At 72.0% G+C, this 23,192-nt stretch carries 17 protein-coding genes; 3 read left to right on the top strand and 14 right to left on the bottom strand.

Features of this window, described 5'->3' with window-relative positions; all coding sequences use genetic code 11:
- Nucleotides 1-321 precede the first annotated feature (321 nt).
- Nucleotides 322-1,254, top strand: coding sequence for a sensor histidine kinase (locus ACZ6RT_RS02685; RefSeq protein ID WP_470152027.1), 933 nt, complete (start codon nt 322-324; stop codon nt 1,252-1,254).
- Nucleotides 1,254-1,937: a response regulator transcription factor gene (locus ACZ6RT_RS02680; protein WP_344903073.1), complete on the top strand. Its 684-nt coding sequence runs from the start codon at nt 1,254-1,256 to the stop codon at nt 1,935-1,937. The genes ACZ6RT_RS02685 and ACZ6RT_RS02680 overlap by 1 nt, the downstream gene beginning before the upstream one ends.
- Before the next feature lie 121 nt (nt 1,938-2,058).
- Here the strand turns inward: ACZ6RT_RS02680 and ACZ6RT_RS02675 are convergent, their stop codons facing one another.
- The 8 genes from ACZ6RT_RS02675 to metH all read right to left on the bottom strand — a co-directional run bounded on the left by ACZ6RT_RS02675 (nt 2,059) and on the right by metH (nt 13,386).
- The gene (locus ACZ6RT_RS02675; protein ID WP_399188616.1) at nt 2,059-3,174 is read right to left on the bottom strand and encodes an ABC transporter ATP-binding protein; all 1,116 of its coding nucleotides are present in this window, start codon (nt 3,172-3,174) and stop codon (nt 2,059-2,061) included.
- A gap of 58 nt (nt 3,175-3,232) precedes the next feature.
- A complete protein-coding gene (locus tag ACZ6RT_RS02670) occupies nt 3,233-4,276 on the bottom strand; it encodes an ABC transporter ATP-binding protein (RefSeq protein WP_399188614.1) in 1,044 nt (347 codons plus the stop codon).
- Nucleotides 4,273-5,286, bottom strand: a complete 1,014-nt coding sequence (locus ACZ6RT_RS02665; protein WP_399188612.1) for an ABC transporter permease — start codon at nt 5,284-5,286, stop codon at nt 4,273-4,275. Before ACZ6RT_RS02665 ends, ACZ6RT_RS02670 begins: the two co-directional genes overlap by 4 nt.
- Nucleotides 5,287-5,367: 81 nt before the next feature.
- Nucleotides 5,368-7,149 carry an ABC transporter substrate-binding protein gene (locus tag ACZ6RT_RS02660; protein ID WP_399188610.1) on the bottom strand — a complete coding sequence of 594 codons (1,782 nt, stop codon included), beginning with the start codon at nt 7,147-7,149 and terminating at the stop codon, nt 5,368-5,370.
- 58 nt (nt 7,150-7,207) lie between these two features.
- Nucleotides 7,208-8,218 (bottom strand): ABC transporter permease, encoded by a 1,011-nt coding sequence (locus ACZ6RT_RS02655; RefSeq protein WP_399188608.1) that lies wholly within the window; start codon nt 8,216-8,218, stop codon nt 7,208-7,210.
- Between the two features lie 264 nt (nt 8,219-8,482).
- Nucleotides 8,483-9,082: a cellulose synthase gene (locus tag ACZ6RT_RS02650; RefSeq protein ID WP_470152026.1), complete on the bottom strand. Its 600-nt coding sequence runs from the start codon at nt 9,080-9,082 to the stop codon at nt 8,483-8,485.
- 135 nt (nt 9,083-9,217) lie between these two features.
- Nucleotides 9,218-9,895, bottom strand: coding sequence for an HAD family hydrolase (locus ACZ6RT_RS02645; protein WP_470152025.1), 678 nt, complete (start codon nt 9,893-9,895; stop codon nt 9,218-9,220).
- Complete coding sequence (metH, locus tag ACZ6RT_RS02640) at nt 9,892-13,386, bottom strand: methionine synthase (protein ID WP_470152024.1); 3,495 nt, start codon at nt 13,384-13,386, stop codon at nt 9,892-9,894. The genes ACZ6RT_RS02645 and metH overlap by 4 nt, the downstream gene beginning before the upstream one ends.
- Before the next feature lie 232 nt (nt 13,387-13,618).
- Between metH and ACZ6RT_RS02635 the strand changes: the two genes are divergently transcribed.
- Entirely contained in the window at nt 13,619-14,473 is an 855-nt protein-coding gene (locus tag ACZ6RT_RS02635; protein ID WP_344903097.1) for a PAC2 family protein, read from the top strand.
- Between the two features lie 130 nt (nt 14,474-14,603).
- Here the strand turns inward: ACZ6RT_RS02635 and ACZ6RT_RS02630 are convergent, their stop codons facing one another.
- The 6 genes from ACZ6RT_RS02630 to ACZ6RT_RS02605 form a co-directional block, all read right to left on the bottom strand.
- Entirely contained in the window at nt 14,604-15,338 is a 735-nt protein-coding gene (locus tag ACZ6RT_RS02630; protein ID WP_470152023.1) for a sirohydrochlorin chelatase, read from the bottom strand.
- A complete protein-coding gene (locus ACZ6RT_RS02625) occupies nt 15,335-16,504 on the bottom strand; it encodes a uroporphyrinogen-III synthase (RefSeq protein WP_399188598.1) in 1,170 nt (389 codons plus the stop codon). The genes ACZ6RT_RS02630 and ACZ6RT_RS02625 overlap by 4 nt, the downstream gene beginning before the upstream one ends.
- A gap of 55 nt (nt 16,505-16,559) precedes the next feature.
- Complete coding sequence (gene nirD / locus ACZ6RT_RS02620) at nt 16,560-16,922, bottom strand: nitrite reductase small subunit NirD (protein WP_399188596.1); 363 nt, start codon at nt 16,920-16,922, stop codon at nt 16,560-16,562.
- Between the two features lie 151 nt (nt 16,923-17,073).
- Nucleotides 17,074-19,521 (bottom strand): nitrite reductase large subunit NirB, encoded by a 2,448-nt coding sequence (nirB, locus tag ACZ6RT_RS02615; protein ID WP_470152022.1) that lies wholly within the window; start codon nt 19,519-19,521, stop codon nt 17,074-17,076.
- A gap of 56 nt (nt 19,522-19,577) precedes the next feature.
- On the bottom strand, nt 19,578-20,981 hold the full coding sequence (locus ACZ6RT_RS02610; RefSeq protein WP_399188592.1) for an FAD-dependent oxidoreductase: 1,404 nt from the start codon (nt 20,979-20,981) through the stop codon (nt 19,578-19,580).
- Nucleotides 20,978-23,050, bottom strand: coding sequence for a molybdopterin oxidoreductase family protein (locus tag ACZ6RT_RS02605; protein ID WP_470152021.1), 2,073 nt, complete (start codon nt 23,048-23,050; stop codon nt 20,978-20,980). Before ACZ6RT_RS02605 ends, ACZ6RT_RS02610 begins: the two co-directional genes overlap by 4 nt.
- Nucleotides 23,051-23,192: the final 142 nt, after the last annotated feature.

Here is a 23,192-nt window from a genome sequence, read left to right as displayed (position 1 = left end):
GGACGTACCCTCGAAGCGTTCCCGGGGAGTCCCGTGAGGCCGCGCCGGTGACCGGACCGAGGAGCGAAGGAGCGAAGCGGATGAGCGACGAGGGAAGTCGCCGGATCCCAGCGGCCTCACCGTGACGCGCCAGCGTCGCCATGGATCCGTGAGGCCGCGCCGGCGACCGGACCGAGGAGCGAAGGAGCGAAGCGGATGAGCGACGAGGGAAGTCGCCGGGTAAGAGCGGCCTCACCGCGACGCGAAGCGTCGCCATGGACACAGCCATGGGCACACCTCCTCCTTCTCTGCCTGGTCTGCCTGGCCGGTGGGGCGCTGACCGTGGCGGGGCGGGGCGCGTGGCCGCTCTGGGGGGCCGCCCTGGTGCTGGTCTACACGATCGCCTCCCGGCGGGGGCTGGCGCTCAGCCTGTGCGCCCCGGTGCTGACCGTGACCGCCTACCTGCTGTCGTCCGTGGCGGACGGCGAAGGCGGCCGGTGGAGCACCCACCTGCTGGTGACCGTCCTGACCGCCTCGCTCTGGGTGGCCGGCCGGAGCGTGCGGCTGCGCCGCGCCTACCAGGCGGAGCTGCGCGACCGGGACCGGCGGATGGAGCGCGCCCGCGAGGCCGACACCCGGGCCGCCAGGGCCGAGGAGCGCTCCCGGATCGCCCGCGAGCTGCACGACGTGGTCGCCCACCACGTGAGCGTGATGACCGTCCAGGCGGCGGCGGCGCGCCGGGTGCTGGCCAGCGACCCCGACGGGGCGCGCGAGGCCCTGTCCGCGATCGAGCAGCTGGGCAGGACCGCGATGTCGGAGATGCGGAGCATCGTGGGGGTGCTGAGGACCGACGCCACCCCGGCCGAGCGCGGCCCGCAGCCGGGGGTGCGGGAGATCCCCGCCCTGGTCGACCAGATGCGCGAGGCCGGGCTGCGGACGCAGCTGTGGATCGAGGGCGAGCGGGAGACGCTCTCGCCCGGGGTGGACCTGGCCGCCTACCGGCTGGTCCAGGAGGCCCTGACCAACAGCCTGCGGCACGCCGGGCCGCGGGCGCGGGCCTGGGTGACGGTGCGCCACGAGCCGGACGCTCTGGCCGTCCAGGTCTCCGACGACGGTCTCGGCCCCGGGGCCGAGACCGCCGACCGGGAGGTGACAGGTCACGGACTGGCGGGCATTCGCGAGCGTGTGGCCCTCTATGGTGGACTTCTGAGGATCGGCCCGCGTCCCGGGGGCGGATTCGAGGTCGATGCCCGGTTCCCCCTCAAGGACGCGTGATGACGATCCGAGTGCTGCTGGTGGACGACCAGCCGCTGCTGCGCACCGGTTTCCGGCTCATCCTGGAGGCCGAGGCCGACCTGACGGTGGTCGGCGAGGCGGGGGACGGCAAGGCGGCCCAGGACCAGTCGCGGGCGCTGCTGCCGGACGTGGTGCTGATGGACATCAGGATGCCCGGGGTGGACGGCATCGAGGCGACCCGGCGGATCGTGCGCGAGGCCGTGAGCGGCGCGCACGTGCCGCGGGTGCTGGTGCTGACGACCTTCGACCTCGACGAGTACATCGTGGAGGCGCTGCGGGCCGGGGCGAGCGGTTTCCTGCTCAAGGACGTCCCGCCGGAGGAGCTGGTCCAGGCGATCCGGGTGGTGGCGGCGGGTGACGCCATCGTCGCGCCGAGCGTCACCCGGCGCCTGCTGGACAGGTTCGGGGCGCACCTGCCGTCGGCCCACCAGCAGTCCACGCCGGCGCGGCTGGACCGGCTGACCGAGCGTGAGCTGGAGGTGCTCCGCCTGATCGCCAAGGGCATGTCCAACGCGGAGATCGCGGCCGAGCTGGTGGTGAGCGAGACGACCGTCAAGACGCACGTCGGCAACGTGCTCACCAAGCTGGGCCTGCGCGACCGCGTCCAGGCCGTGGTGCTCGCGTACGAGACCGGGTTGATCACACCGGGCGCGCTGCCCTGACCGGGGCGCCGGCAGGGCCCGTGAAGGGCGCCTGAGAAGCCCTGTGGTCCCTCCGGAAACCCACACGGCCCCGCACGGGCCGGAGCCGCGTGCGGGGCCGTGCGGGCCTCCGAAAGGGGTATCAGCCGGTGAGGACCGCGGGGCCCTGACCGTCGCCGGGGGTCGTGCCGCCGGAGGTCCCGGCGTTCCCCGGGGAGTGTCCCGCGGGGGCGTTCTCCGGGAAGTGGCAGGCGACCCGGTGGCGGGGGGCCAGCTCGGCCAGCGGGGGCTCCACCGTCCTGCAGATCTCCTGGACCTTCCAGCACCGGGTGTGGAACCGGCAGGCGGGCGGCGGGTTGAGCGGGCTGGGCACGTCGCCCGTCAGGCGGATGCGCTCGCGGTCCCTGCGCCGGGCCGGGTCCGGGACGGGCACCGCGGACATCAGCGCGGTGGTGTACGGGTGCATGGGCGACTCGTACAGGTCCTTGCGGTCGGCCAGCTCGACGATCTTGCCGAGGTACATGACCGCGACCCGGTCGCTGATGTGCCGGATGACCGACAGGTCGTGCGCGACGATCAGGTACGTCAGGTCGAGCTCGTTCTGCAGGTCCTCCAGGAGGTTGACCACCTGGGCCTGGATCGACACGTCCAGCGCGGACACCGGCTCGTCGGCGATGATCAGCTTCGGCTTGAGCGCGAGCGTCCTGGCGATGCCGATGCGCTGGCGCTGCCCGCCGGAGAACTCGTGCGGGTAGCGGTTGTAGTGCTCGGGGTTGAGCCCGACCAGCGCCAGGATCTCCTGGACCGCCTTCTTGGTCCCCTGCTCGGTCTGGACCCCCTGGATCCGGTACGGGGCGCCGACGATGGCGCCGACCGTGTGCCGGGGGTTGAGCGAGGAGTACGGGTCCTGGAAGATCATCTGGATGTCGCGGCGGAGCGGGCGGAGCCTGCCCTGCGACATGTGGGTGATGTCGTGGCCCTCGAAGACGACCTTCCCGCCGGTCGGCTCCAGCAGGCGGGTGATCAGGCGCCCGGTGGTGCTCTTACCGCAGCCGGACTCGCCGACCAGGCCGAGCGTCTCGCCCTTGCGGACGTCGAAGCTGATCCCGTCGACCGCCTTGACCGCGCCGACCTGCCTGCGCAGCAGGCCCTTGGTCACCGGGAAGTGCTTTTCCAGCCCCTGGACGGACAGCAGGGCGTCGGAGGCGGCCGCCTCGGTCGCGCCGCTCCTGTCCTCGGTGGCGTCGGCCGCGGTCACGCGTCCTCCCCTACCCGTCGCGTGCCCTGGGACATGCCGTGCCGGCCGGCTCGCTCGCTCACGTGCTCTCCATGATCGGCTTGATCTCGTTCTCCCAGATGGACCGCCGCTCCGCGCGCGGCATGTGACAGCGGACCAGGTGGCCGCCGTCGGTCTCCAGCAGCTGCGGCACCTCCGTGGTGGCCTTGCCCTCGGTGCGACCGGCGAAGGTGCAGCGGGGGTTGAAGGCGCAGCCGGACGGCACGTTGATCAGGGAGGGCGGGGAGCCCTTGATCGGGAGCAGCCGTTCGGTGGGCTCGCGGTCCAGGCGGGGCATGGATCCCAGCAAACCCCATGTGTAGGGGTGCTCGGGCCGGTAGAAGATGTCCTCGGCGGTCCCGTACTCGACGCCCTTGCCGCCGTACATCACCAGGATGTCGTCGGAGAGCTCGGCGACCACGCCGAGGTCGTGGGTGATGACGATCAGCGCGGAGTTGAACTCGCTCTGCAGGTCGCGCATCAGGTCGAGGATCTGCGCCTGGACGGTCACGTCGAGGGCCGTGGTGGGCTCGTCGGCGATCAGGAGCTCGGGGTCGCAGGAGAGCGACATCGCGATCATCGCGCGCTGGCGCATGCCGCCGGAGAAGTGGTGGGGGTAGTCGTCGACCCGCTTGTCGGGCTGCGGGATCCCCACCCGGCCGAGCATGTCGATCGCGTGCTTGCGGGCGACGGCCTTGCTGACGTCGTTGTGGATCCGGTACGCCTCGATGATCTGGGCGCCCACCGTGTAGTACGGGTGCATGGCCGACAGCGGATCCTGGAAGATCATCGCCATCTTCTTGCCGCGCAGGGTCCGCACGTGGTCCGCGCTCGCGCTGACGAGCTCCTCGCCGTCCAGCCAGATCTCGCCGGAGATCCGGGCGCTGCCGCCCTTGTGCAGGCCCAGGATGCCGAGGCTGGTCACGCTCTTGCCCGAGCCCGACTCGCCCACGATGCCCAGGGTCCTGCCCCGGTCGAGCCTGAACGACAGGCCGTCGACGGACTTGACCAGGCCGTCGTCGGTCGGGAAGTGGATGCGCAGGTCGCGCAGCTCCAGGAAGGACTCCGGTGCGGGAGCCGTCATGAGATCCTCACCCTCGGATCGATCACCGCGTACAGGATGTCCACGATGAGGTTGGCCACGACGATGAAGATCGCCGCGAACAGGGTCACGCCCAGGACGACGGGGAGGTCGTTGCCCCGGATCGCGTCGATGACCAGCTTGCCGATGCCGGGGATGGAGAAGGTGCTCTCGGTGAGCACCGCGCCGCCCAGCAGCAGTCCGAGGTCGAGGCCGAAGATGGTGAGGATCGGGGTGAGCGTGGCCCGCAGGGCGTGCTTGGTCACGACCGTCCGCTCCTTGAGGCCCTTGGCGCGGGCCGTGCGGATGTAGTCCTCACCCATGGTCTCCAGCATGCCCGCCCGGGTGAGCCGGGCGTACAGGGCGGCGTACAGGAACGCCAGGGTGATCCAGGGCAGCACGAGCGCCTGGAACCACATGATCGGGTTGTCGCTGAAGGCGGTGTAGCTGCCACCGCCGGGGAAGATCCCCAGCGTGTACGCGAACACCGACAGCGAGACCAGGCCGGTGAAGTAGATGGGCAGCGAGACACCGGCCAGGGCGAACGTCATCGCCGCCCGGTCCGCCAGGGTCCCGCGTTTCAGCGCGGAGATGACGCCCACGCTGACGCCGACGACGATCCAGGTGATCGCGGCGCCCAGGGCGAGGGACATCGTCGCGGGGAGCCGGTCGAGCAGTGTCGGCCAGACCGGCTGGTTGTTGTTGAACGAGAAGCCGAAACAGGGGGCCGGGCACTCGGCCTTGCGCGGGCCCAGGGAGTAGTCCTGGCCGGCGACGATGCCCTGCGCGAACCGGCCGTACTGGACCAGGATCGGATCGTCCAGGTGCAGTCGCTCGACGGCACCCTGGATCGCCTCGGGGGTGGCGTCTCGCCCCACGTAGCGCGACGCCATGCCCTCGGGGGTCTGGCCCAGGGCACGCGGGATGAGGAAGAAGATCGCGAAGGTGACCATGCTGACGATGGCGAGCATCAGCACGGCGGCGATCACGCGGCGGACGATGAAAGCGACCACGATCGTTCGGCCGGGGTGCCCGGGAGGGTCGCTCCCGGGCACCGTCAGGCCTTCACCTGCCTTTGGCTAACTAGGGAAGGGCTACTGCTGGACGCCGAGCCACGTGTAGTCGTACATGCCGTAGGCCGGGTGCACGTACACGTTGGTCAGGGTCGACGGACGAAAGATCAGGGTCTTCTCGTAGACGAAGGGCATGAAGGCGGCAGACTCCATGACCTTCTGGTCGACCTGGGCCCAGATCTCGTTGCGGGCGGCAGCGTCGGTCGTCTGGATGCCCTTGTCCAGCAGCTCGTTCACCGTCGGGTCGTTGAGCTCCATCATGTTGTAGTTGCCGGAGTCCTTGATGAAGCGGCCGTCGACGATCTGCGACAGGAAGCCGAAGCCGGACGGCCAGTCGGCGCCCCAGCCGGCGATCATGATGCCCAGGCCGTTCTTGTGCACGAAGTCCGGACGGCCGGCGTACTGGGCGCTCCAGTCACCGGAGGGGTACTTCTTGATGGTGGTCTTGATGCCGACCCGGTCGAGGGAGGCCTGGAGCGCCTCGGCGACCTGGACCTCCTTGACCCGGTCACCACGGACCGCGATGTTGGTCTCGAAGCCGTTCGGCTGGCCGCAGGCGGTCAGGTGCTCCTTGGCCTTGGCCAGGTCGCCCTTGTGGTCGGCGCCGTTGGGGTACAGGTCGAACTGCTTGTAGCCGACCGTGGTCGGGGTCATCGCGGTGGTGCCGATCTCGCCGCCGAGCGGGCCGCCCCAGGGAGCCTGGGTGGCGGTCTTGTCGGTGGCGTACTGCACGGCCTTGCGGCAGTCGATGTTGTCGAACGGCTTCACCGCGGTCGACATCATCGCGTAGCGGTTGAACGGCGTGAAGGGGTTGTCCGTGGAGTCCTTCAGCTTGGGGTCCCCGACGATCTTGGCGCGGGCGGCCGGCTGGACACCGGTGCCACCGAGGTCGACGTGGATCTGGCCGTTGATGAGCCGCTGGTCGATGTCGTCGGCGGCCTGCTTGAACTGCACCTCGATGCGGTCGGGCAGCTGCTTGCGGGTGGTGTCGGTGGCCTGGTCCCAGTTCTCGTTCTTGACCAGGTTGAACTGCTTGCCGACCTCGTAGCTGTCGAGCTTGTAGGGGCCGGTCGAGACCAGCGCCTTCTCGTAGTCGAGGCCGGTGTCCTTGGCCTGCGGGACCGGCGCGGACTGCGGGTTGGCCACCAGGAAGTCGAACTCGGCGAAGGGCTTCTTGAGCTTGAAGACGATGGTGTGGTCGTCCGGGGTCTCGATGCCCTTGAAGTTGTCGAGGTTCTTGTCCTTGTAGGGACCCTTGTAGTCACCGGCGTCGAGGTACTCGGCGAAGTACTTCGGGCCGTCGGTGAGCTCGGAGGTGAAGTTGCTGCGGGCGATGGCGTACTTGACGTCCGCGGCCTTGACCTCGGTGCCGTCGTCGTACTTGATGCCCTTCTTGAGCTTGTACGTCCAGGTCTTGCCGTCCTCGCTGGCCTCGCCGGCGGCCTCGGCCAGGTCCGGCACCAGCTTCAGGCCGGCGTCACCGGGCTCGGGGGAGTAGGTGAGCAGGGGACGGGCGTACAGGCGGGTGAAGTTCCAGTTCCACGCGTAGTACGTGTTGCCCGGGTCCATCGAGTCGGGCTCGTCGGACAGGGCGAACTTCAGGGTGCCGCCCTTGGTGTCCGAGGCGTTGACGACCTTGGTGTAACCGTCGTTGTGCTTGGCGGCCGAAGCCGCGGCACCGGTCCCCTGGCCGCCGCCGGAGGACGTGTTGCCACCGCCACCGGCCGTTCCGCCACAGGCGGCCAGTCCCATGGTCAGCGCTGTACCCAGCGCTGCGAGCGCCAGGGCATTGGTCTTCCTCATCGTGGTGGTCCACCCCTTGTCATGAGTGACGGTGATATAAGGACGCGGTCGCTTGGGGCTACCGGGCTCGCGGGTCGAGGGCGTCCCGGAGCCCGTCGCCCAGCAGGTTGAAGGCCATGACGGTGACGAAGATCGCCAGGCCCGGGACGATCATGAAGTGAGGCGCGATCGTGTAGTAGGTCACCGCGGTGGTGAGCATGCCTCCCCAGGAGGCCTGGGGCTCGTTGACGCCGACCCCGAGGAAGGACAGGGCCGCCTCGAACAGGATGTTCGAGGGGATGAGCAGGGTCGCGTAGACGAGGATGGGCGCCACGAGGTTGGGGAACACCTCGCGGAAGATGATGTAGCCGTTGCGGGCCCCGAGGGAGCGCGCCGCGTCGACGAACTCGCGCTCGCGCAGCGACAGGGTCTGGCCGCGCACGATACGCGCGATGTAGGGCCAGTTGAAGAACCCGATGATGAACACGATCACTGCGATCCGCAGGGCGTTGCCCTTCAGGCCCAGGGCCTGGTCGGGGACGGCGCCGACGATCGCGATCGCGAACAGCAGCAGCGGGAAGGCCAGGAAGACGTCCATGGCCCGGCTGATGAGGGTGTCGACCCAGCCGCCGAAGAACCCGGCGAGCACGCCCATCAGCGAGCCGAGCACCACCGACAGCAGCGTGGCCAGGAAGGCCACCAGCAGCGAGATCTGCGCGCCGGAGATGATCCGGGCGAAGATGTCACGGCCGTTGACCGGCTCCAGGCCGAACGGGTGCTCCAGGCTGATCCCGCCCCACGCCCCCATCGGGGCGCTCGTCATGGGATCGATGAGGTCGTTGTTGGGGATGTTCGGCGAGTCCCCGAACAACGCGATGAGCCCGCCGAAGGGGCGCTCCGCGAAGATCGCGACAAGGGTCAGGAAGACCACGACGAAGGCGCCGATGATCGCTGCCTTGTCACGCTTCAGGCGCATCCAGGCGATCTGACCGAGCGAGCGGCCCTCGATGGCCTTGCCGCCCACTCCTTCGAGAACGGACTCCGGCTTGGCCTCCATGGCCGCGTCGGGAACGTCGAGCGGTGCGGTCATACAGTTGGCCCCCTGGATCCCAGACGACGTCGTCCGTCGGCGCCCCCCGGGTCGGGGTGACGCGCCGTGAGTCTACGGGCCGGTATTTCGTGGCCCGTGCGCAGAATCTATGGGCTGAACTGCGCTGACCAGTCCCCTGAGGCGCTATGTGGCTTAACTGTGATTCACGCGAAATTCATTTGTTTTGATCCCGCGAAGAATGTCCGTACCTCGTTCCGCTTCTGTCTCGGATCTGTGACATTGAAACGAGGCCGTCACCCTGCGTCATCCGATTCCGCGGCGCTTGAGGATGTCCTCGATGTCCGAGAAGTCATCGTCTGCGGCCGGCTGGGCGGCGTGCCGGGGAGCGCCGGACCGTGCCGCGGGAGCCGCCGGGGACGCCGGAGACGCCGGAGACGCGGGCGTGGCCGGGGAGGGCTGCCCCTTGGGGGTCCGCTTGGGCAGCGGCTGGGTGACGGCCGTCGCCCCCGGCAGCGCGGTGCCGGACGAGGATGCTGCGGACGGGACGGACCGCGCCGGGGACGACGCCCCGGAGCCCGCGGAGCCCGCCGCGGCCCTGAGACGGCGGCCGCGCAGGAAGCCCGAGATCAGGAAGAGCAGCACGGACAGCCCGGCCACGCCCACCCCGGCCCACACCATGGGGTTGAACGCCACGCCGGCGACGAAGCCGGCGATCGCCGTGCCGATCTGCCACAGGGTGGGCAGCGCGCCGGTCAGGTAGGCCGCGACCGGCAGCAGCGACCAGGCCATGACGCGCAACCCGGCGGCCGCCCCCCGGCGGCGCATCGTCAGGAAACTCAGCACCAGCCCCACCCCGGTGATCCCGGCGCAGAGCGGCAACCACGCGATCTGGTCGTACGACATGGCGGACCATCCCTCGTATCGGCGTACCCGTCCTCCATCCTGGCACGCGGAATCGGGACGAGGTCTCCTTCCTGAGGAGGGATCATCCCCTAAGGGATCACGCCCCCGGTGGCGCTCCGGCTCAGGGACGCCGCCTCAGGGTCGGGCCGCCGCCAGCTCGCGCAGGGTGGCCACGTCGACCTCCAGCAGCGAGGCGACCACCAGGCGTCCCGGGGCGTCGGGGATCGGCAGCACACTGGGCACCGCCACCACCCGGCACCCCGCGGCGGTCGCCGCCGTCACCCCGTTGGGCGAGTCCTCCAGCGCGACGCAGCGGGCCGGATCGGCGCCCAGCAGCCGGGCGGCCCGCAGGTACGGCTCGGGATCGGGCTTGTGCCTGGTCACGTCGTCGCCGGTGACGATCCGGTCGAAGTGGTGGGCGCCGATGCCGCGCAGGCACGCCTCGGCGATCGGCCGGGACGAGGAGGTGACCAGGGCGGTGGCCAGGCCCTGCCCGCGCACCTCGGTCAGCAGGGCGGCGGCGCCGGGCATCATCTCCACCCCGCCGGACAGGCGGGCGATCATGCCGTCCACCATCCAGGTCTCCACCTGCTCCGGCGCCGCGCCGGAACCGGAGACGCGCAGCATGTACGCCACGCTGGAGGCCATGGAGCCGCCCACCAGGTTCTCCTGGTCGGCGGGCGTCCAGCCCGCCCCCAGCCGCTCCATCACCTCGGCCTCGACCTGGAACCAGATCTTCTCGCTGTCCACGAGAAGCCCGTCCATGTCGAACAGGACCGCCTGCATCGTCTCGTCCCCCCGGTCGCCGGTCATACGTTGAAGTAGTTCGCCTCGGGGTGGTGCACGATCAGCGCGGACGTCGACTGCTCGGGGTGGAGCTGGAACTCCTCCGACAGCTCGACGCCGATCCGGCCCGGGTCCAGCAGCCCCATCAGCTGGACCTGATCCTCCAGGTTCGGGCAGGCGGGGTAGCCGAACGAGTAGCGGCAGCCGGCCACGTTGACCTTGAGCATGTCCTCCAGGGACTCGTCGCCGCCGATGCCGAGCTCGGAGCGGACCCGGGCGTGCCAGTACTCGGCCAGGGCCTCGGTGAGCTGCACCGACAGCCCGTGCAGCTCCAGGTAGTCGCGGTAGGCGTCCTTGGCGAACAGCTCGGCCGCCGCCTCGGAGACCCGGTTGCCCATGGTGGCGACCTGGAAGGCGACCACGTCGACCTCGCCGGAGTCCTTGGAGCGGAAGAAGTCCGACAGGCACAGGTGCCGGTCGCGGCGCTGGCGCGGGAAGGTGAACCGGGTGCGCTCGGCGCCGCCCTCGTCCAGGACGATCAGCGAGTCGCCGTCGCTGACGCACGGGAAGTAGCCGTAGACGACCGCCGCCTCCAGCAGCCCCTCGGTCTGCATCCGCTCCAGCCACATCCTCAGCCGCGGCCGGCCCTCGGTCTCGACCAGTTCCTCGTAGCTCGGCCCGTCACCGCCGCGGGCGGCCTTGAGGCCCCACTGGCCCATGAAGGTGGCGCGCTCGTCGAGGAAGGCGGCGTACTCGGCGAGCGGGATACCCTTGATCACGCGTTCGCCGAGGAAGGGGGCGACCGGCACGGCGTTGTCGGCGGCCACGTCGGAGCGGGCGGGCAGCTCCTCCACCGGGGTCCGCACCAGCGTGGCGCCGCCCTTGACGCGGCGCTCGCGCAGCGGCGGCAGGCTCGCACCCTTCTCGCCGCGCTTGACCGCCATGAAGGCGTCCATCAGGCGCAGGCCCTCGAAGGCGTCGCGGGCGTAGCGGACCTCGCCCTGGAAGAGGTCGGCGAGGTCCTGCTCGACGTAGGCGCGGGTGAGCGCGGCCCCGCCGAGCAGCACGGGGAACCTGCCGGCGATGCCCCTGGAGTTCATCTCCTCCAGGTTCTCCTTCATGATCACCGTGGACTTCACCAGCAGCCCGGACATGCCGATGACGTCGGCCCTTGTCTCCTCGGCGGCCTCCAGGATGACCGAGATCGGCTGCTTGATGCCGAGGTTGACGACCTCGTAGCCGTTGTTGGAGAGGATGATGTCGACCAGGTTCTTGCCGATGTCGTGCACGTCGCCCTTGACGGTGGCCAGCACGATGCGGCCCTTGATCTCGCCCTCGACCCGCTCCATGTGCGGCTCCAGGTAGGCCACCGAGGTCTTCATCACCTCGGCCGACTGCAGGACGAAGGGCAGCTGCATCTGGCCGGAGCCGAACAGCTCCCCCACGGTCTTCATGCCGTCGAGCAGTACGTCGTTCACGATCTCCAGGGCCGGGCGCCGGGCGAGGGCCTCGTCCAGGTCGGCCTCCAGGCCCTTGCGCTCGCCGTCGACGATGCGGCGCTTGAGGCGCTCCCAGAGCGGCAGCGCGGCCAGTTCCTCGGCCTTGGACGCCTTGAGGGCGGCGGCGTCGACGCCGTCGAAGAGCTCCATGAACCGCTGCAGCGGGTCGTAGCCCTCCCGGCGCCGGTCGTAGACCATGTCCAGGGCGACCTCGCGCTGCTCCTCGGGGATGCGCGCCATGGGCAGGATCTTGGAGGCGTGCACGATCGCCGCGTCCAGGCCGGCGTTGACGCACTCGTTGAGGAAGACCGAGTTGAGCACGATGCGGGCGGCCGGGTTGAGGCCGAACGACACGTTCGACAGGCCCAGCACGGTCTGCACGCCCGGGTGCAGGCGCTTGAGCTCCTTGATCGCCTCGATCGACTCCAGCGCGTCGCGCCGGGTCTCCTCCTGGCCGGTGGCGATGGGGAAGGTGAGCACGTCCACGAGGATGTCCTCGACGTTCATGCCCCAGTTCCCGGTCAGGTCCTCGACCAGGCGCCGGGCGATGCGGACCTTGGCCTCGGCGGTACGGGCCTGGCCCTCCTCGTCGATGGTCAGGGCCACCACGGCCGCGCCGTACTCCCTGACCAGGGTCATGTTCCGGTGGAAGCGCGTCCCGGGGGCGTCGCCCTCCTCGTAGTTGACCGAGTTGACGACCGCGCGCCCGCCGAGCATCTGCAGCCCGGCCTCCAGCACGGCGGGCTCGGTGGAGTCCAGCACGATCGGCAGCGTGGAGGCGGTGGCGAAGCGGAACGCCAGCTCTTTCATGTCGGCCACGCCGTCGCGTCCCACGTAGTCGACGCACAGGTCGAGCATGTGCGCGCCGTCGCGGGCCTGGCCGCGCGCGATCTCCAGGCACTCCTCCCAGTCCTGGGCGAGCATCGCCTCGCGGAAGGCCTTGGAGCCGACGGCGTTGGTGCGCTCGCCGATGGCCAGGTAGGAGGTGTCCTGGCGGAAGGGGACGCTCTGGTAGAGCGAGCAGGCCCCGGCCTCGGGGCGGGGGCGGCGCGGCGCCGTCTCGCGCCCGCGGACCCGCTCGACGACCCGGCGCAGGTGCTCGGGCGTGGTGCCGCAGCACCCGCCGACCAGGGAAAGGCCGTAGTCGCGGGTGAAGTTCTCGTGCGCCGAGGCCAGCTCGCCGGGGCTCAGCGGGTAGTAGGCGCCGTCGGAGGTGAGCACGGGCAGCCCGGCGTTGGGCATGCACGACAGGCGGACCCGGGCGTGCCGGGCCAGGTAGCGCAGGTGCTCGCTCATCTCGGCCGGGCCGGTGGCGCAGTTGAGGCCGATCACGTCGACGCCGAGCGGCTCGATCGCGGTCAGGGCGGCGCCGATCTCCGAGCCCAGCAGCATGGCCCCGTTGGTCTCGATGGTCACCTGGGCGATGACCGGCACGTCCCGCCCGGCGTCGGCGATGGCCCTGCGGGCGCCGATCACCGCCGCCTTGACCTGGAGCAGGTCCTGGGAGGTCTCCACGATCAGCGCGTCGGCGCCGCCGGAGATCAGCCCGGCGGCGTTGTCGCGGTAGGCGTCGCGCAGCTCCGCGTACGGCTTGTGGCCCAGAGTGGGCAGCTTGGTGCCGGGGCCGATGGAGCCGAGCACGAAGCGCGGCCGGTCCGGGGTGGACCAGGCGTCGGCGGCCTGCCGGGCGACCCGGGCCCCGGCCTCGGAGTACTCGAAGACGCGGTCGGAGATGTCGTACTCGCCGAGGGCCGACAGGTTCGCGCCGAAGGTGTTGGTCTCCACGCAGTCGACGCCCACCTCGAAGTAGGCCTCGTGCACGGCGCGGACGATGTCGGGACGGGTGACGTTGAGCACCTCGTTGCAGCCCTCGTGACCCTGGAAGTCGTCCATGGTCACGTCATGGGCCTGCAGCATCGTCCCCATCGCCCCGTCGGCCACCATCACACGCTCGGCCAGGACGTCACGGAAGGAAGGGGTGGGGGTAGAGGTAGAGGGGGTGGACGGGGTGCTCGTCATGGGGGCAAGAATACCGGGGCCCGTCCGGCGCCATCGAGCACCATGATCGCCGCCCTCGGCCGTGCGCGGCCCCCGGCGGCCCCGCCGTTCGCGGGAGGTGACCGCGCGGCGCGCCACACCGTTCCCGGCGGTCACGTCCTGATCGTCCGCACCACGTCGGGAAGGTGACGTGAAGCCCCCCTCACCGCATAGGCTTAGCCGGATAGGACGGTACGGCGAAAAGGAGGGGCGCGTGATCGAAATCGAAGGTCTGCCCGAGCTCGTCGACCCGGTGATGATCGCCGCGTTCGAGGGGTGGAACGACGCGGGTGAGGCCTCGAGCGGAGTGATCGCGCACCTGGAGGACGAGTGGAAGGCCACCCCGCTGGTCGCCCTGGACCCGGAGGACTACTACGACTTCCAGGTGACCCGCCCGATCGTCGAGATGGGTGAGGGGCTGACCCGCTCCATCACCTGGCCCACCACCAAGCTCTCGGTGGCCAGGCCCCCGGGCGTCGACCGCGACGTGGTGCTGCTGCGCGGCATCGAGCCCAACATGCGCTGGCGGGCGTTCTGCGAGGAGATCGTGTTCGTCTGCCGCGAGCTGGGGGTCGAGCTGGCCGTCCTGCTGGGCGCCCTGCTCAACGACTCGCCGCACACCCGGCCGGTGCCGATCGTGGGGTCGGCGACCGACGAGGGCCTGGCCAGGGCGATCAACCTGGAGCTGAGCCGCTACGAGGGCCCGACCGGCATCGTCGGCGTGCTCCAGCACTCCCTGGGCGCCGCCGGGATGCACGCCGTCTCGCTGTGGGCCTCGGTGCCGCACTACGTGGCCCAGCCGCCCAACCCGAAGGCCACCATGGCGCTGCTCAGCCGGATGGAGGACCTGCTCGACATCCCGATGCCGCTGGGCGAGCTGGCCGAGGAGTCACGGGCCTGGGAGCACGGCGTGGACGAGCTGGCCTCGCAGGACAGCGAGGTCGCCGAGTACGTCAAGGAGCTCGAGGAGCGCAAGGACGCCGCCGAGCTGCCCGAGGCGAGCGGCGACGCCATCGCGGCCGAGTTCGAGCGCTACCTGCGCCGCCGCGACCGCGACTCCGACGGCTGAGACCTCCGGGGCCGGGGGTCCGGCCGCCCGGGGGCTCCGCATGATCGCCCACGACGTCTCCCGGCGTCTCCCGGTGCCTCCAGGGTGCCTCCAGGGTGCCTCGGGACGCCCGCGGTGACGTCCCCCGCGGTCAGGCCCGGTGCGACATCTCCCGCGGGCCCCGCGGCACCCGGCCGGTGCCGGCGGCCGTCGCCGTGCGGTGGGCCTGGTCGAAACGGGTCCAGATGAGCGCGGCCAGGTCGGTGTCCACCCCCAGGGGCGCGGCGACCAGGTCGGCTCCCGCGGCCTCCAGGCGGCCCTGGAAGAAACCGGGCGCCAGCAGGTAGGAGGCCAGCGCGACCCGTGGCGCCGGTCCCGAGCGCAGCCGCTCCAGGGCCTCGGCGACCGTGGGGGTGCCCGCGGCGGCGAAGGCCGCGACGACCGGGCGGGAGAGCCGGGCCGCCAGCAGCCGGGCGGCCGCCCGTACGTCGGCCAGGGCCGCGGGGTCGGAGGAGCCCGCGGCGCCCAGGATCACCGAGTCCGCCGCCCGCAGGCCGGCGGCGGCCAGCCGGCGGGCCAGGACCGCGGCCAGCAGCGGGTGGGGCCCCAGCGGGGGCGCGACCACGGCGTCCGAACCGGCCGCCGCCACCACCGAGGGAAGATCGATGTGCACGTGGTAGCCGCCCGCCAGCAGCAGCGGGACCACCACGACGGGACCGGTCAGGCCGGCGAGCACGCCGGCCAGCGGGGGCGAGCTGATCTCCAGGAACGCCTGCTCGACGCGGGTCCCGGGACGCCCGGCGCGTACCAGGTCGCACAGTCCGGCCAGGGTCTCCTCCCCCCGGGCGCTGCGCGTGCCGTGCCCGGCCAGGACCAGCGTCGTCACAGGCCCTCGCCCCGGTCGCAGGCCAGGCGGTAGCCGCGCTTGACGACCGTCTCGACGATCCCCGAGGGGCCGAGGGCTCGGCGCAGGCGGGTGATGGCCATCTCGACCGCGTGCTCGGCCGAGTCGCGCGAGGGTCCGCCCGGGAGCACCGTCCGCAGGTCCGAGCGGGCCACCACGTGGCCCGGCTTGTCGGCCAGGCGCTTGAGGACCGCCATCGGCGCCGGGGGCAGCGGCTTGAGCTCGCCGTCCACCGCGACGGCGTGGCCGCGGATCTCCAGCCGGTGGCCGCCGGCGGTCAGCCGGGTGACGCTGTGCCGGGGCAGGTGCCTGGCGAGCGTACGGGCCAGCGTGCCCAGCCGGGAGCGCTCGGGCTGCACGGTGGGCACCCCGCGCGCCTCCAGGGGCGCCGCGGTGACCGGGCCCACGCAGGCGGCCACCACCGGACCGGCGAACGCCGCGATCAGCGCGTCCTCCAGCCCCTCGGCGCGGGCGGAGTTGAGCATGGCCAGCACGGCCGGGGCGCTGGTGAACGCCACCGCGTCCACCCCGCCGGAGATCGCCTGACTGACCAGGCGGCGCAGCGGCGACACGTCGCGGTAGGGCAGCCACCGGTAGACCGGCACCTCGATGACCTCGGCCCCGGCCTCGCGCAGCGCGGCCACGAAGCCGGTCAGCGGCTCCCCGTGCAGCTGCACGGCGATGCGGCGGCCGCGCAGGTCCTGGGCGAGCAGGTACTGCTTGACCTCCTCGCACGACTCGGTGGGCGGGGTCCAGTGGTCGGTCAGGCCCGCGGCCCGGACCGCGCCGCGCGCCTTGGGGCCGCGGGTCAGCAGCCGGGCGGCGGCCAGGTGCTCGGCGAGCTCCCCCGACAGCCCCCAGCCCTCGGCCGCGGCCATCCAGCCCCGGAAACCGACCCCGGTGGTGATCACCACGTCGTCGATGGGGGCGGTCAGGCCGGCCCGGGTGGCGGCCAGCAGCTCCGCGTCCTCGGCCACGGGCACCAGCCGGATCGCCGGCGCGCTCACCACCCTGGCCCCCCTGCGCTCCAGCAGCGCGCAGAACTCCTCGCGCCGCCGGGTGGCGGTGACCCCGATCGTGAACCCGGCCAGCGCGTCGGGCGCGGTCTCCGGGGAGCCGGCCTGGTCGTCGGCGGCGGTGATGCTCATCTGTCGTTCACCACTCCTTCGTGGGTGTCCGGGCGGCCGCGGGCCCCTCTCGCGCTCATCCGGCGCTCACCTCGACCGTCCCGCCGGCCAGCCGGATCGGGTAGATCGGCACGGCCACCGACGCCTCGTCCAGGCAGACCCCCGTCATCAGGGAGAACGCCTGCTTGTGCATGGGCGAGACGACGATGGGCTCGCCCGCGCGGGTGCCCACGATGCCGCGGGACAGCACGTGGGCCCCGCTGAACGGGTCGCGGTTGCCGACCGCGAACAGGGCACCGTCGAAGGTGCGGAACACCGCGATCTGGTGGCCGCCGACGAGCGCGCAGGCTCCGCGCTCGGGCAGCAGGTCGGTGTAGGAGCAGACCGGCGTCCAGACGGTCGTCTCCAGCGTCTCCAGGTCTTCGCGTACGGCGGTCATCGGTGCGGGCCTTTCTGCTCGGTCTGCTCGATCTGCTCGGAGTGCTCGGGTTTCCCGGGGTGCCGGGGCCGCCCGGCGCGGTGCTCTCGGTGCTCTCGGTGGGCTCGGTGCTCTCGGTGGGCTCGGTGGCCGGGGCGGCCGGGCGCCCGGCTCAGGAGCGGATCGCCTCCAGCGGGATCAGGACCGGCTTGACCTGGTCGCGCTCGGTCTCGAAGGCGATCGAGGGGTCCGGGGTCCCGGGGGCGTTGACGAACGAGACGAACCGCCGCAGCTTGTCCGGGTCCTCGATCGTGACGCGCCACTCGTCGGCGTAACCGGCCACGTGCCGCGCCATCTGGGCGTCCAGGTCGGCGCAGATCCCCAGGGAGTCCTCCAGGATCACCTCCTGGACGTAGGCCAGCCCCTGGTTCTCCAGCCACACCGAGGTGCGCTGCAGGCGGTCGGCGGTGCGGATGTAGAACATCAGGAACCGGTCGATGACGCGGATCAGCTCCTCGGTGTCCAGGTCGGAGGCGAACAGGTCGGCGTGGCGGGGGGTGAAGCCGCCGTTGCCGCCCACGTAGAGGTTCCAGCCCTGCTCGGTGGCGATGATGCCGAAGTCCTTGCCCCTGGCCTCGGCGCACTCGCGGGCGCAGCCGGACACGGCCGACTTGAGCTTGTGCGGCGAGCGCAGCCCCCGGTAGCGCAGCTCCAGCGCCACCGCCAGGCCGACCGCGTCCTGCACGCCGTAGCGGCACCAGGTGGAGCCCACGCACGACTTGACCGTGCGCAGCGCCTTGCCGTAGGCGTGGCCGGACTCGAAGCCCGCGTCCACCAGGCGCTTCCAGATCAGCGGCAGCTGCTCCACCCGGGCCCCGAACAGGTCGATCCGCTGCCCTCCGGTGATCTTGGTGTAGAGGTCGAAGTCACGGGCCACCTCGCCGATCACGATCAGCTTCTCGGGGGTGATCTCCCCGCCGGGGATGCGCGGCACCACCGAGTAGGTCCCGTTGCGCTGGATGTTGGCCAGGAAGTGGTCGTTGGTGTCCTGCAGCGCGGCCTGCTCGCCGTCGAGGATGTGGCCGTTGCCGAGCGAGGCCAGGATCGAGGCGACGACGGGCTTGCACACGTCGCAGCCGCGCCCGGTGCCGTGCTCGGCGATGATCTGCGAGAACGTGGTGAGCCCGCGGACCCGCACGATGTCGAACAACTCGGCCCTGCTCTGCGCGAAGTGCTCGCACAGGGCCTTGGAGACCTCCACGCCCGAGGAGACGAGGAGCTGCTTGAGCATCGGGACGCAGCTGCCGCAGGTGGTGCCCGCGCGGGTGCACGCCTTGATGCCGGGCACGTCGGTGAGGCCGTGGTCGGCGATGGCCGAGCACACCTGCCCCTTGGTGACGTTGTTGCAGGAGCAGACCTGGGCGTCGTCGGGCAGTTCCATGTTCGACGGGCCGCCGGTGAACAGCAGCTCGCTCGGCGATCCCGGCAGCTCGCGGCCGACGAACGGCTTGAGGGTGTTGTACGGGGTGGCGTCGCCGACGCAGATCCCACCGAGCAGCGTGCGGGCGTCGTCGCTGACGAAGAGCCTCTGGTAGACGCCGCCCACCGGGTCCATGAACGTCACGTCCAGGGCGCCCTCCATGGCGCCGAACTGGGCGACCTCCACACCGAGCAGCTTGAGCTTGGTGGACAGGTCGGCGCGGGTGAAGACCGCCTCGCCGCCGCAGATGCGGTCGGCGGCGACCTCGGCCATCGTGAAGCACGGGCCGACCAGCCCGTAGACCATGCCGTCGTGCAGGGCGCACTCGCCGATCGCGTAGATCGCCGGGTCGCCGGTGCGCATGCCGTCGTCCACCGCGATCCCGCCGCGCGCGCCGACCTCCAGCCCGGACTGCCGGGCCAGCTCGTCACGGGGCCTGACCCCCGCCGAGAAGATCACGATCTGGGCGTCGATGGTCTCCCCGTCGGGCTTGAGGAGCCCGGCGACCCGCCCGTCCGGGCCGGCGACGATCTCCTTCGCGCCGGCGTCGGTGTGCACGGTCAGGCCGAGCGCCTCCACGTGGCCCCGGAGCACGGAGCCGCCGCCCTCGTCGACCTGGCGGGGCATGAGCCAGCCGCCCATCTCGACCACGTGCGTGTCCATGCCCAGGCCGCGCAGCGCGTCGGCGGCCTCCAGGCCGAGCAGCCCGCCGCCGATCACCACGCCGCCGGTGGCGTCCGCGGCGGCCCGCCTGATCGCGTCGAGGTCGTCGATCGTGCGGTAGACGAAGCAGCCCTCCAGCTCCCTGCCGGGCACCGGCGGCACGAACGGGCTGGACCCGGTGGCCAGCACCAGCGTGTCGTAGGGCTCCCGGTGGCCGTCGGCGGTGACGACCTCCCGCGCCCGGCGGTCGATCTCGACGACCCGGGACGACAGGCGCAGCACGACGCCGCCGGGCACCGGGTAGCTGAGGTCCTCCACGCTCTTCCCGGTCAGGTACGAGGTCAGCGCCACCCGGTCGTACGCCGATCGGGGCTCCTCCCCCAGCACGGTGATGCGGCCCGCGAAACCCTTGGCGATCAGGGCCTCGACCAGGCGGTGCGATGTCGGTCCGTGTCCCACGACGACAAGCCGTGACATGGTCGTCCTTCCCTTCTCGTCGATCTCGTCCGTCCGCCCCGCGCCCGTCCCGCCGGTCATGCCGAGACCCCTTCCTGCTCGCAGAGCCAGTCGACGATGCCCTCCACCGCGTCGTGGCAGCCGCCGCAGCCGGTGGTGGCCCGGGTGGCGGCCGCCACGGCCGCGACGTCCCGGGCACCGGACTCCCAGCAGGCCCTGATCTGGCCCTTGGTCACGTTGTTGCACTGGCAGACCCTGGCCGCGTCGGGCATCCTGACCGGGCTCTCGGCGACCGTTCCGCCCGACAGGCCGGGGAACAGCAGCCCCGCCCGGTCGCCCGGCAGCGGCCCTCCCCGGTCGAAGAGCTGGGTGAGGTTGCCCACCGTGGAGGTCTCGCCCAGCAGGATCACGCCGACCAGGCGGCCGTCCCGGATGACCAGCTTGCGGTAGGTGCCGGTCGCCCGGTGGCTGAACCGCACGACCTCGGCGTCGTCCTCGGTCAGGTGGGTCTCGCCCATCGCGGCCAGCTCCACGCTCCTGGCCTTGAGCCGGGTCACCAGCCGCGACCCCCGGTAGCGGGCGGTCTTGTCGGTGCCGGTGACGAGGTCGGCGACCACCGCGGCCTGCTCCCAGGCCGGGGCGACCAGCCCGTAGACCCTGCCCCGGTGCTCGGCGCACTCGCCGATCGCGAAGATCGAGGGGTCGTCGGTGCGCATCTCGTCGTCGACGACGATCCCGCGCGCCACCTCCAGGCCCGCGTCCCTGGCCAGGGCGGTCACCGGGCGGACGCCGCAGGCCAGCACCACCAGGTCGGCCTCGACGAGCTCGCCGGCGGAGAGCCGCACGCCGTCGTCGGCGATCTCCTCGACGGTGACGCCGGTCCTGATCTCCACGCCCAGCCCGCCCAGGGTCTGGCCCAGCACGAGCCCGGCCTCGGCGTCGAGCTGGCGGTCCATCAGGTGCCCGGCCAGGTGCAGCAGCGTCACCGGCAGCCCGCGCCCGGCCAGGCCCCTGGCCGCCTCGATGCCGAGCAGCCCGCCGCCGACCACCACGGCGCGCCGCGCCGATCCGGCCGCCCGCAGGATCGCGTGGCAGTCGTCCATCGTCCGGAACGTCACGGCCCGCTCCGCGCCCGGCACCGGCGGCACCACGGCCTCGCTGCCGGTCGCCAGGACCAGGACGTCGTACGGCTCGCGCCTGCCGGTCGCGGTGATCACGAACTGGCTCTCCCGGTCCACCGCGACCACCTCGACGCCGGGCACGGCCGTCACCGAGTGGTCGGCGTACCAGGCCGGGTCCAGCAGCCGCACCTGGTCGGGGGGCATCGTCCCGGCCACCACGTTCGACAGCAGCACCCGGTTGTAGGGCTGGCCGTGCTCGGCGCCGAACACGGTCAGTCCCACGTGCCGGTCACGGGCGCGGATCTCGCTCACCAGGCGGGCGCCGGCCATGCCGTTGCCCACCACCACGATCCGGGTCATCGGGCACGCTCCACTCTGACCGCGCACACCTTGAACTCCGGCATCCGCGACACCGGGTCCAGGGCGGGGTTGGTGAGCAGGTTGACGCCCGGCCAGTGGAAGGGCATGAACACGGTGTCGGGCCGGATGGCCGCGCTGACCCTGGCCGGGGCCTCGGTCTCGCCGCGCCGGCCGATCACCCGCAGCCTCTCGCCGTGCGTCACGTCCAGCCGTTCGGCCAGGTCGGGGTGCAGTTCCACGAAGCCCTCCGGTGCCGCCGCGTTGAGCGCGGCGATCCGCCGGGTCTGCGCGCCGCTCTGGTAGTGGGCCAGCACCCGCCCGGTCGTGAGGTAGAGCGGGTACTCGGCGTCGACGTCCTCGTCGGGCGGGCGGTGCTCGACCGGCAGGAAGCGGGCGCGCCCGTCGGGGGTGGGGAAGCGGTCCAGGAACGGGCGCGGGGTGCCGGGGTGGTCCTCGGCCGGGCACGGCCAGAACACGCCGGTCTCGGCCGCGATCCGCTCGTAGGTGATGCCCGCGTAGTCGGCGATCCCGCCGGCCGAGGCGCGGCGCAGCTCGTCGAAGACCTCGCGGGGGTCGGCGGAGAAGCCGTCCGTGCCGCGCAGCCGCGCGGCCAGGCCGCGCAGGATCTCCAGGTCGCTGCGCACCCCCGCGGGCGGGTCGATCGCCCGGCGGCGCAAGAGCACCCGTCCCTCCAGGTTGGTCATGGTGCCGCTCTCCTCGGCCCACTGGGTGGTGGGCAGGACCACGTCGGCCGTGGCGGCCGTCTCCGACAGGACCATGTCCGAGACCACCAGCAGGTCCAGCGCGCCGAGGCGTTCGGCCACCCGCCCGGCGTGCGGCGCCGAGACCAGCGGGTTGGAGCCGAACAGCAGCAGCGCCCGGGGGCCGGTGGGGGTGCCGAGCGCGTCCAGCAGCTCGTAGGCCGAACGGCCCGGGCCGGGCAGCTCGTCGGGGTCGACGCCCCAGACCGCGGCGACGTGCGCGCGGGCGGCCGGGTCGTCGATCTTCCGGTAGCCGGGGAGCTGGTCGGCCTTCTGTCCGTGCTCGCGGCCTCCCTGGCCGTTGCCCTGGCCGGTGACGCAGCCGTACCCCGATCCCTCGCGGCCGGGCAGGCCCAGGGCCAGGGCCAGGTTGACGAACGCGCCGACCGTGTCGGTGCCCTTGGCGTGCTGCTCGGCCCCGCGGCCGGTGAGGATCGCGGCCCGGTCCGCGGCGGCCAGGATCGCCACCGCGGCGCGCATCCAGGCGACCGGCACGCCGGTGATCCGCTCCACCCGCTCGGGCCACCAGGCCGCGACCGAGGTGCGGACCGCCTCGAACCCGGTGGTGCGGGCGGCCACGTAGTCCTCGTCGACGTCGCCCTGGGCGACGACGATGTGCAGCAGGCCCAGCGCCAGCGCCAGGTCGGTGCCGGGGGTGGGCTGCAGGTGCAGGTCGGCCTGGCGGGCGGTCGGGGTGACGCGGGGGTCGATGACGATCAGCCGCCCGCCGGCCTCGCGCATCGCGGCCAGGTGCCGGACGAAGGGCGGCATGGTCTCGGCCACGTTCCCGCCGGCCAGCAGCACCGCGTCGGCGCGGGCCAGGTCGGTGATCGGGAACGGCAGGCCGCGGTCCATGCCGAAGGCGCGGCCGGTGGCCGCGGCGGCCGAGGACATGCAGAACCGGCCGTTGTAGTCGATCTGGCTGGTCCGCAGCACCACCCGGGCGAACTTGCCGAGCTGGTAGGCCTTCTCGTTGGTCAGCCCGCCGCCGCCGAACACGGCCACCCCGTCGGGGCCGTGGGCGGCCTGGACGGCGCGGATCCGGTCGGCGACGAAGTCCAGCGCCTCGTCCCAGCCGGCCTCCTCACCGTGCAGCAGGGGGGTGGTGAGCCGGTCACCGGTGAGGAGCTCACCGGCGGTCCAGCCCTTCTGACACAGTCCTCCCGCGTTGGCGGGAATGTCCTGGCGCGGGGTGATGGTGATCGTCTCACCCGTCGCGACGTTCATGCCGCACTGCAGGGCGCAGTACGGGCAGTGGGTCGCCGTCCCGGCCTTCACAGGCGGCGGGGCGGGAAGTGAGACCGGCATGGATCCGATGGTGCTTTCAGGCGGTTTCACCGCGAGGTCCCCCCTGTTACCGATGTGCTACAAGCCGCTAACCGCGTTCACATGCGCGATGAGGCGGGTGTGAGTGGTCCGTCGGCCGGGCCCGCGCCGGATGTGAGGGCGC

The organism is Streptosporangium sp. NPDC050148 (genome assembly GCF_055586505.1).
The sequence above is the reverse complement of the archived record's forward strand: the minus strand, read 5'-3'. Positions and strand labels throughout refer to the sequence as shown.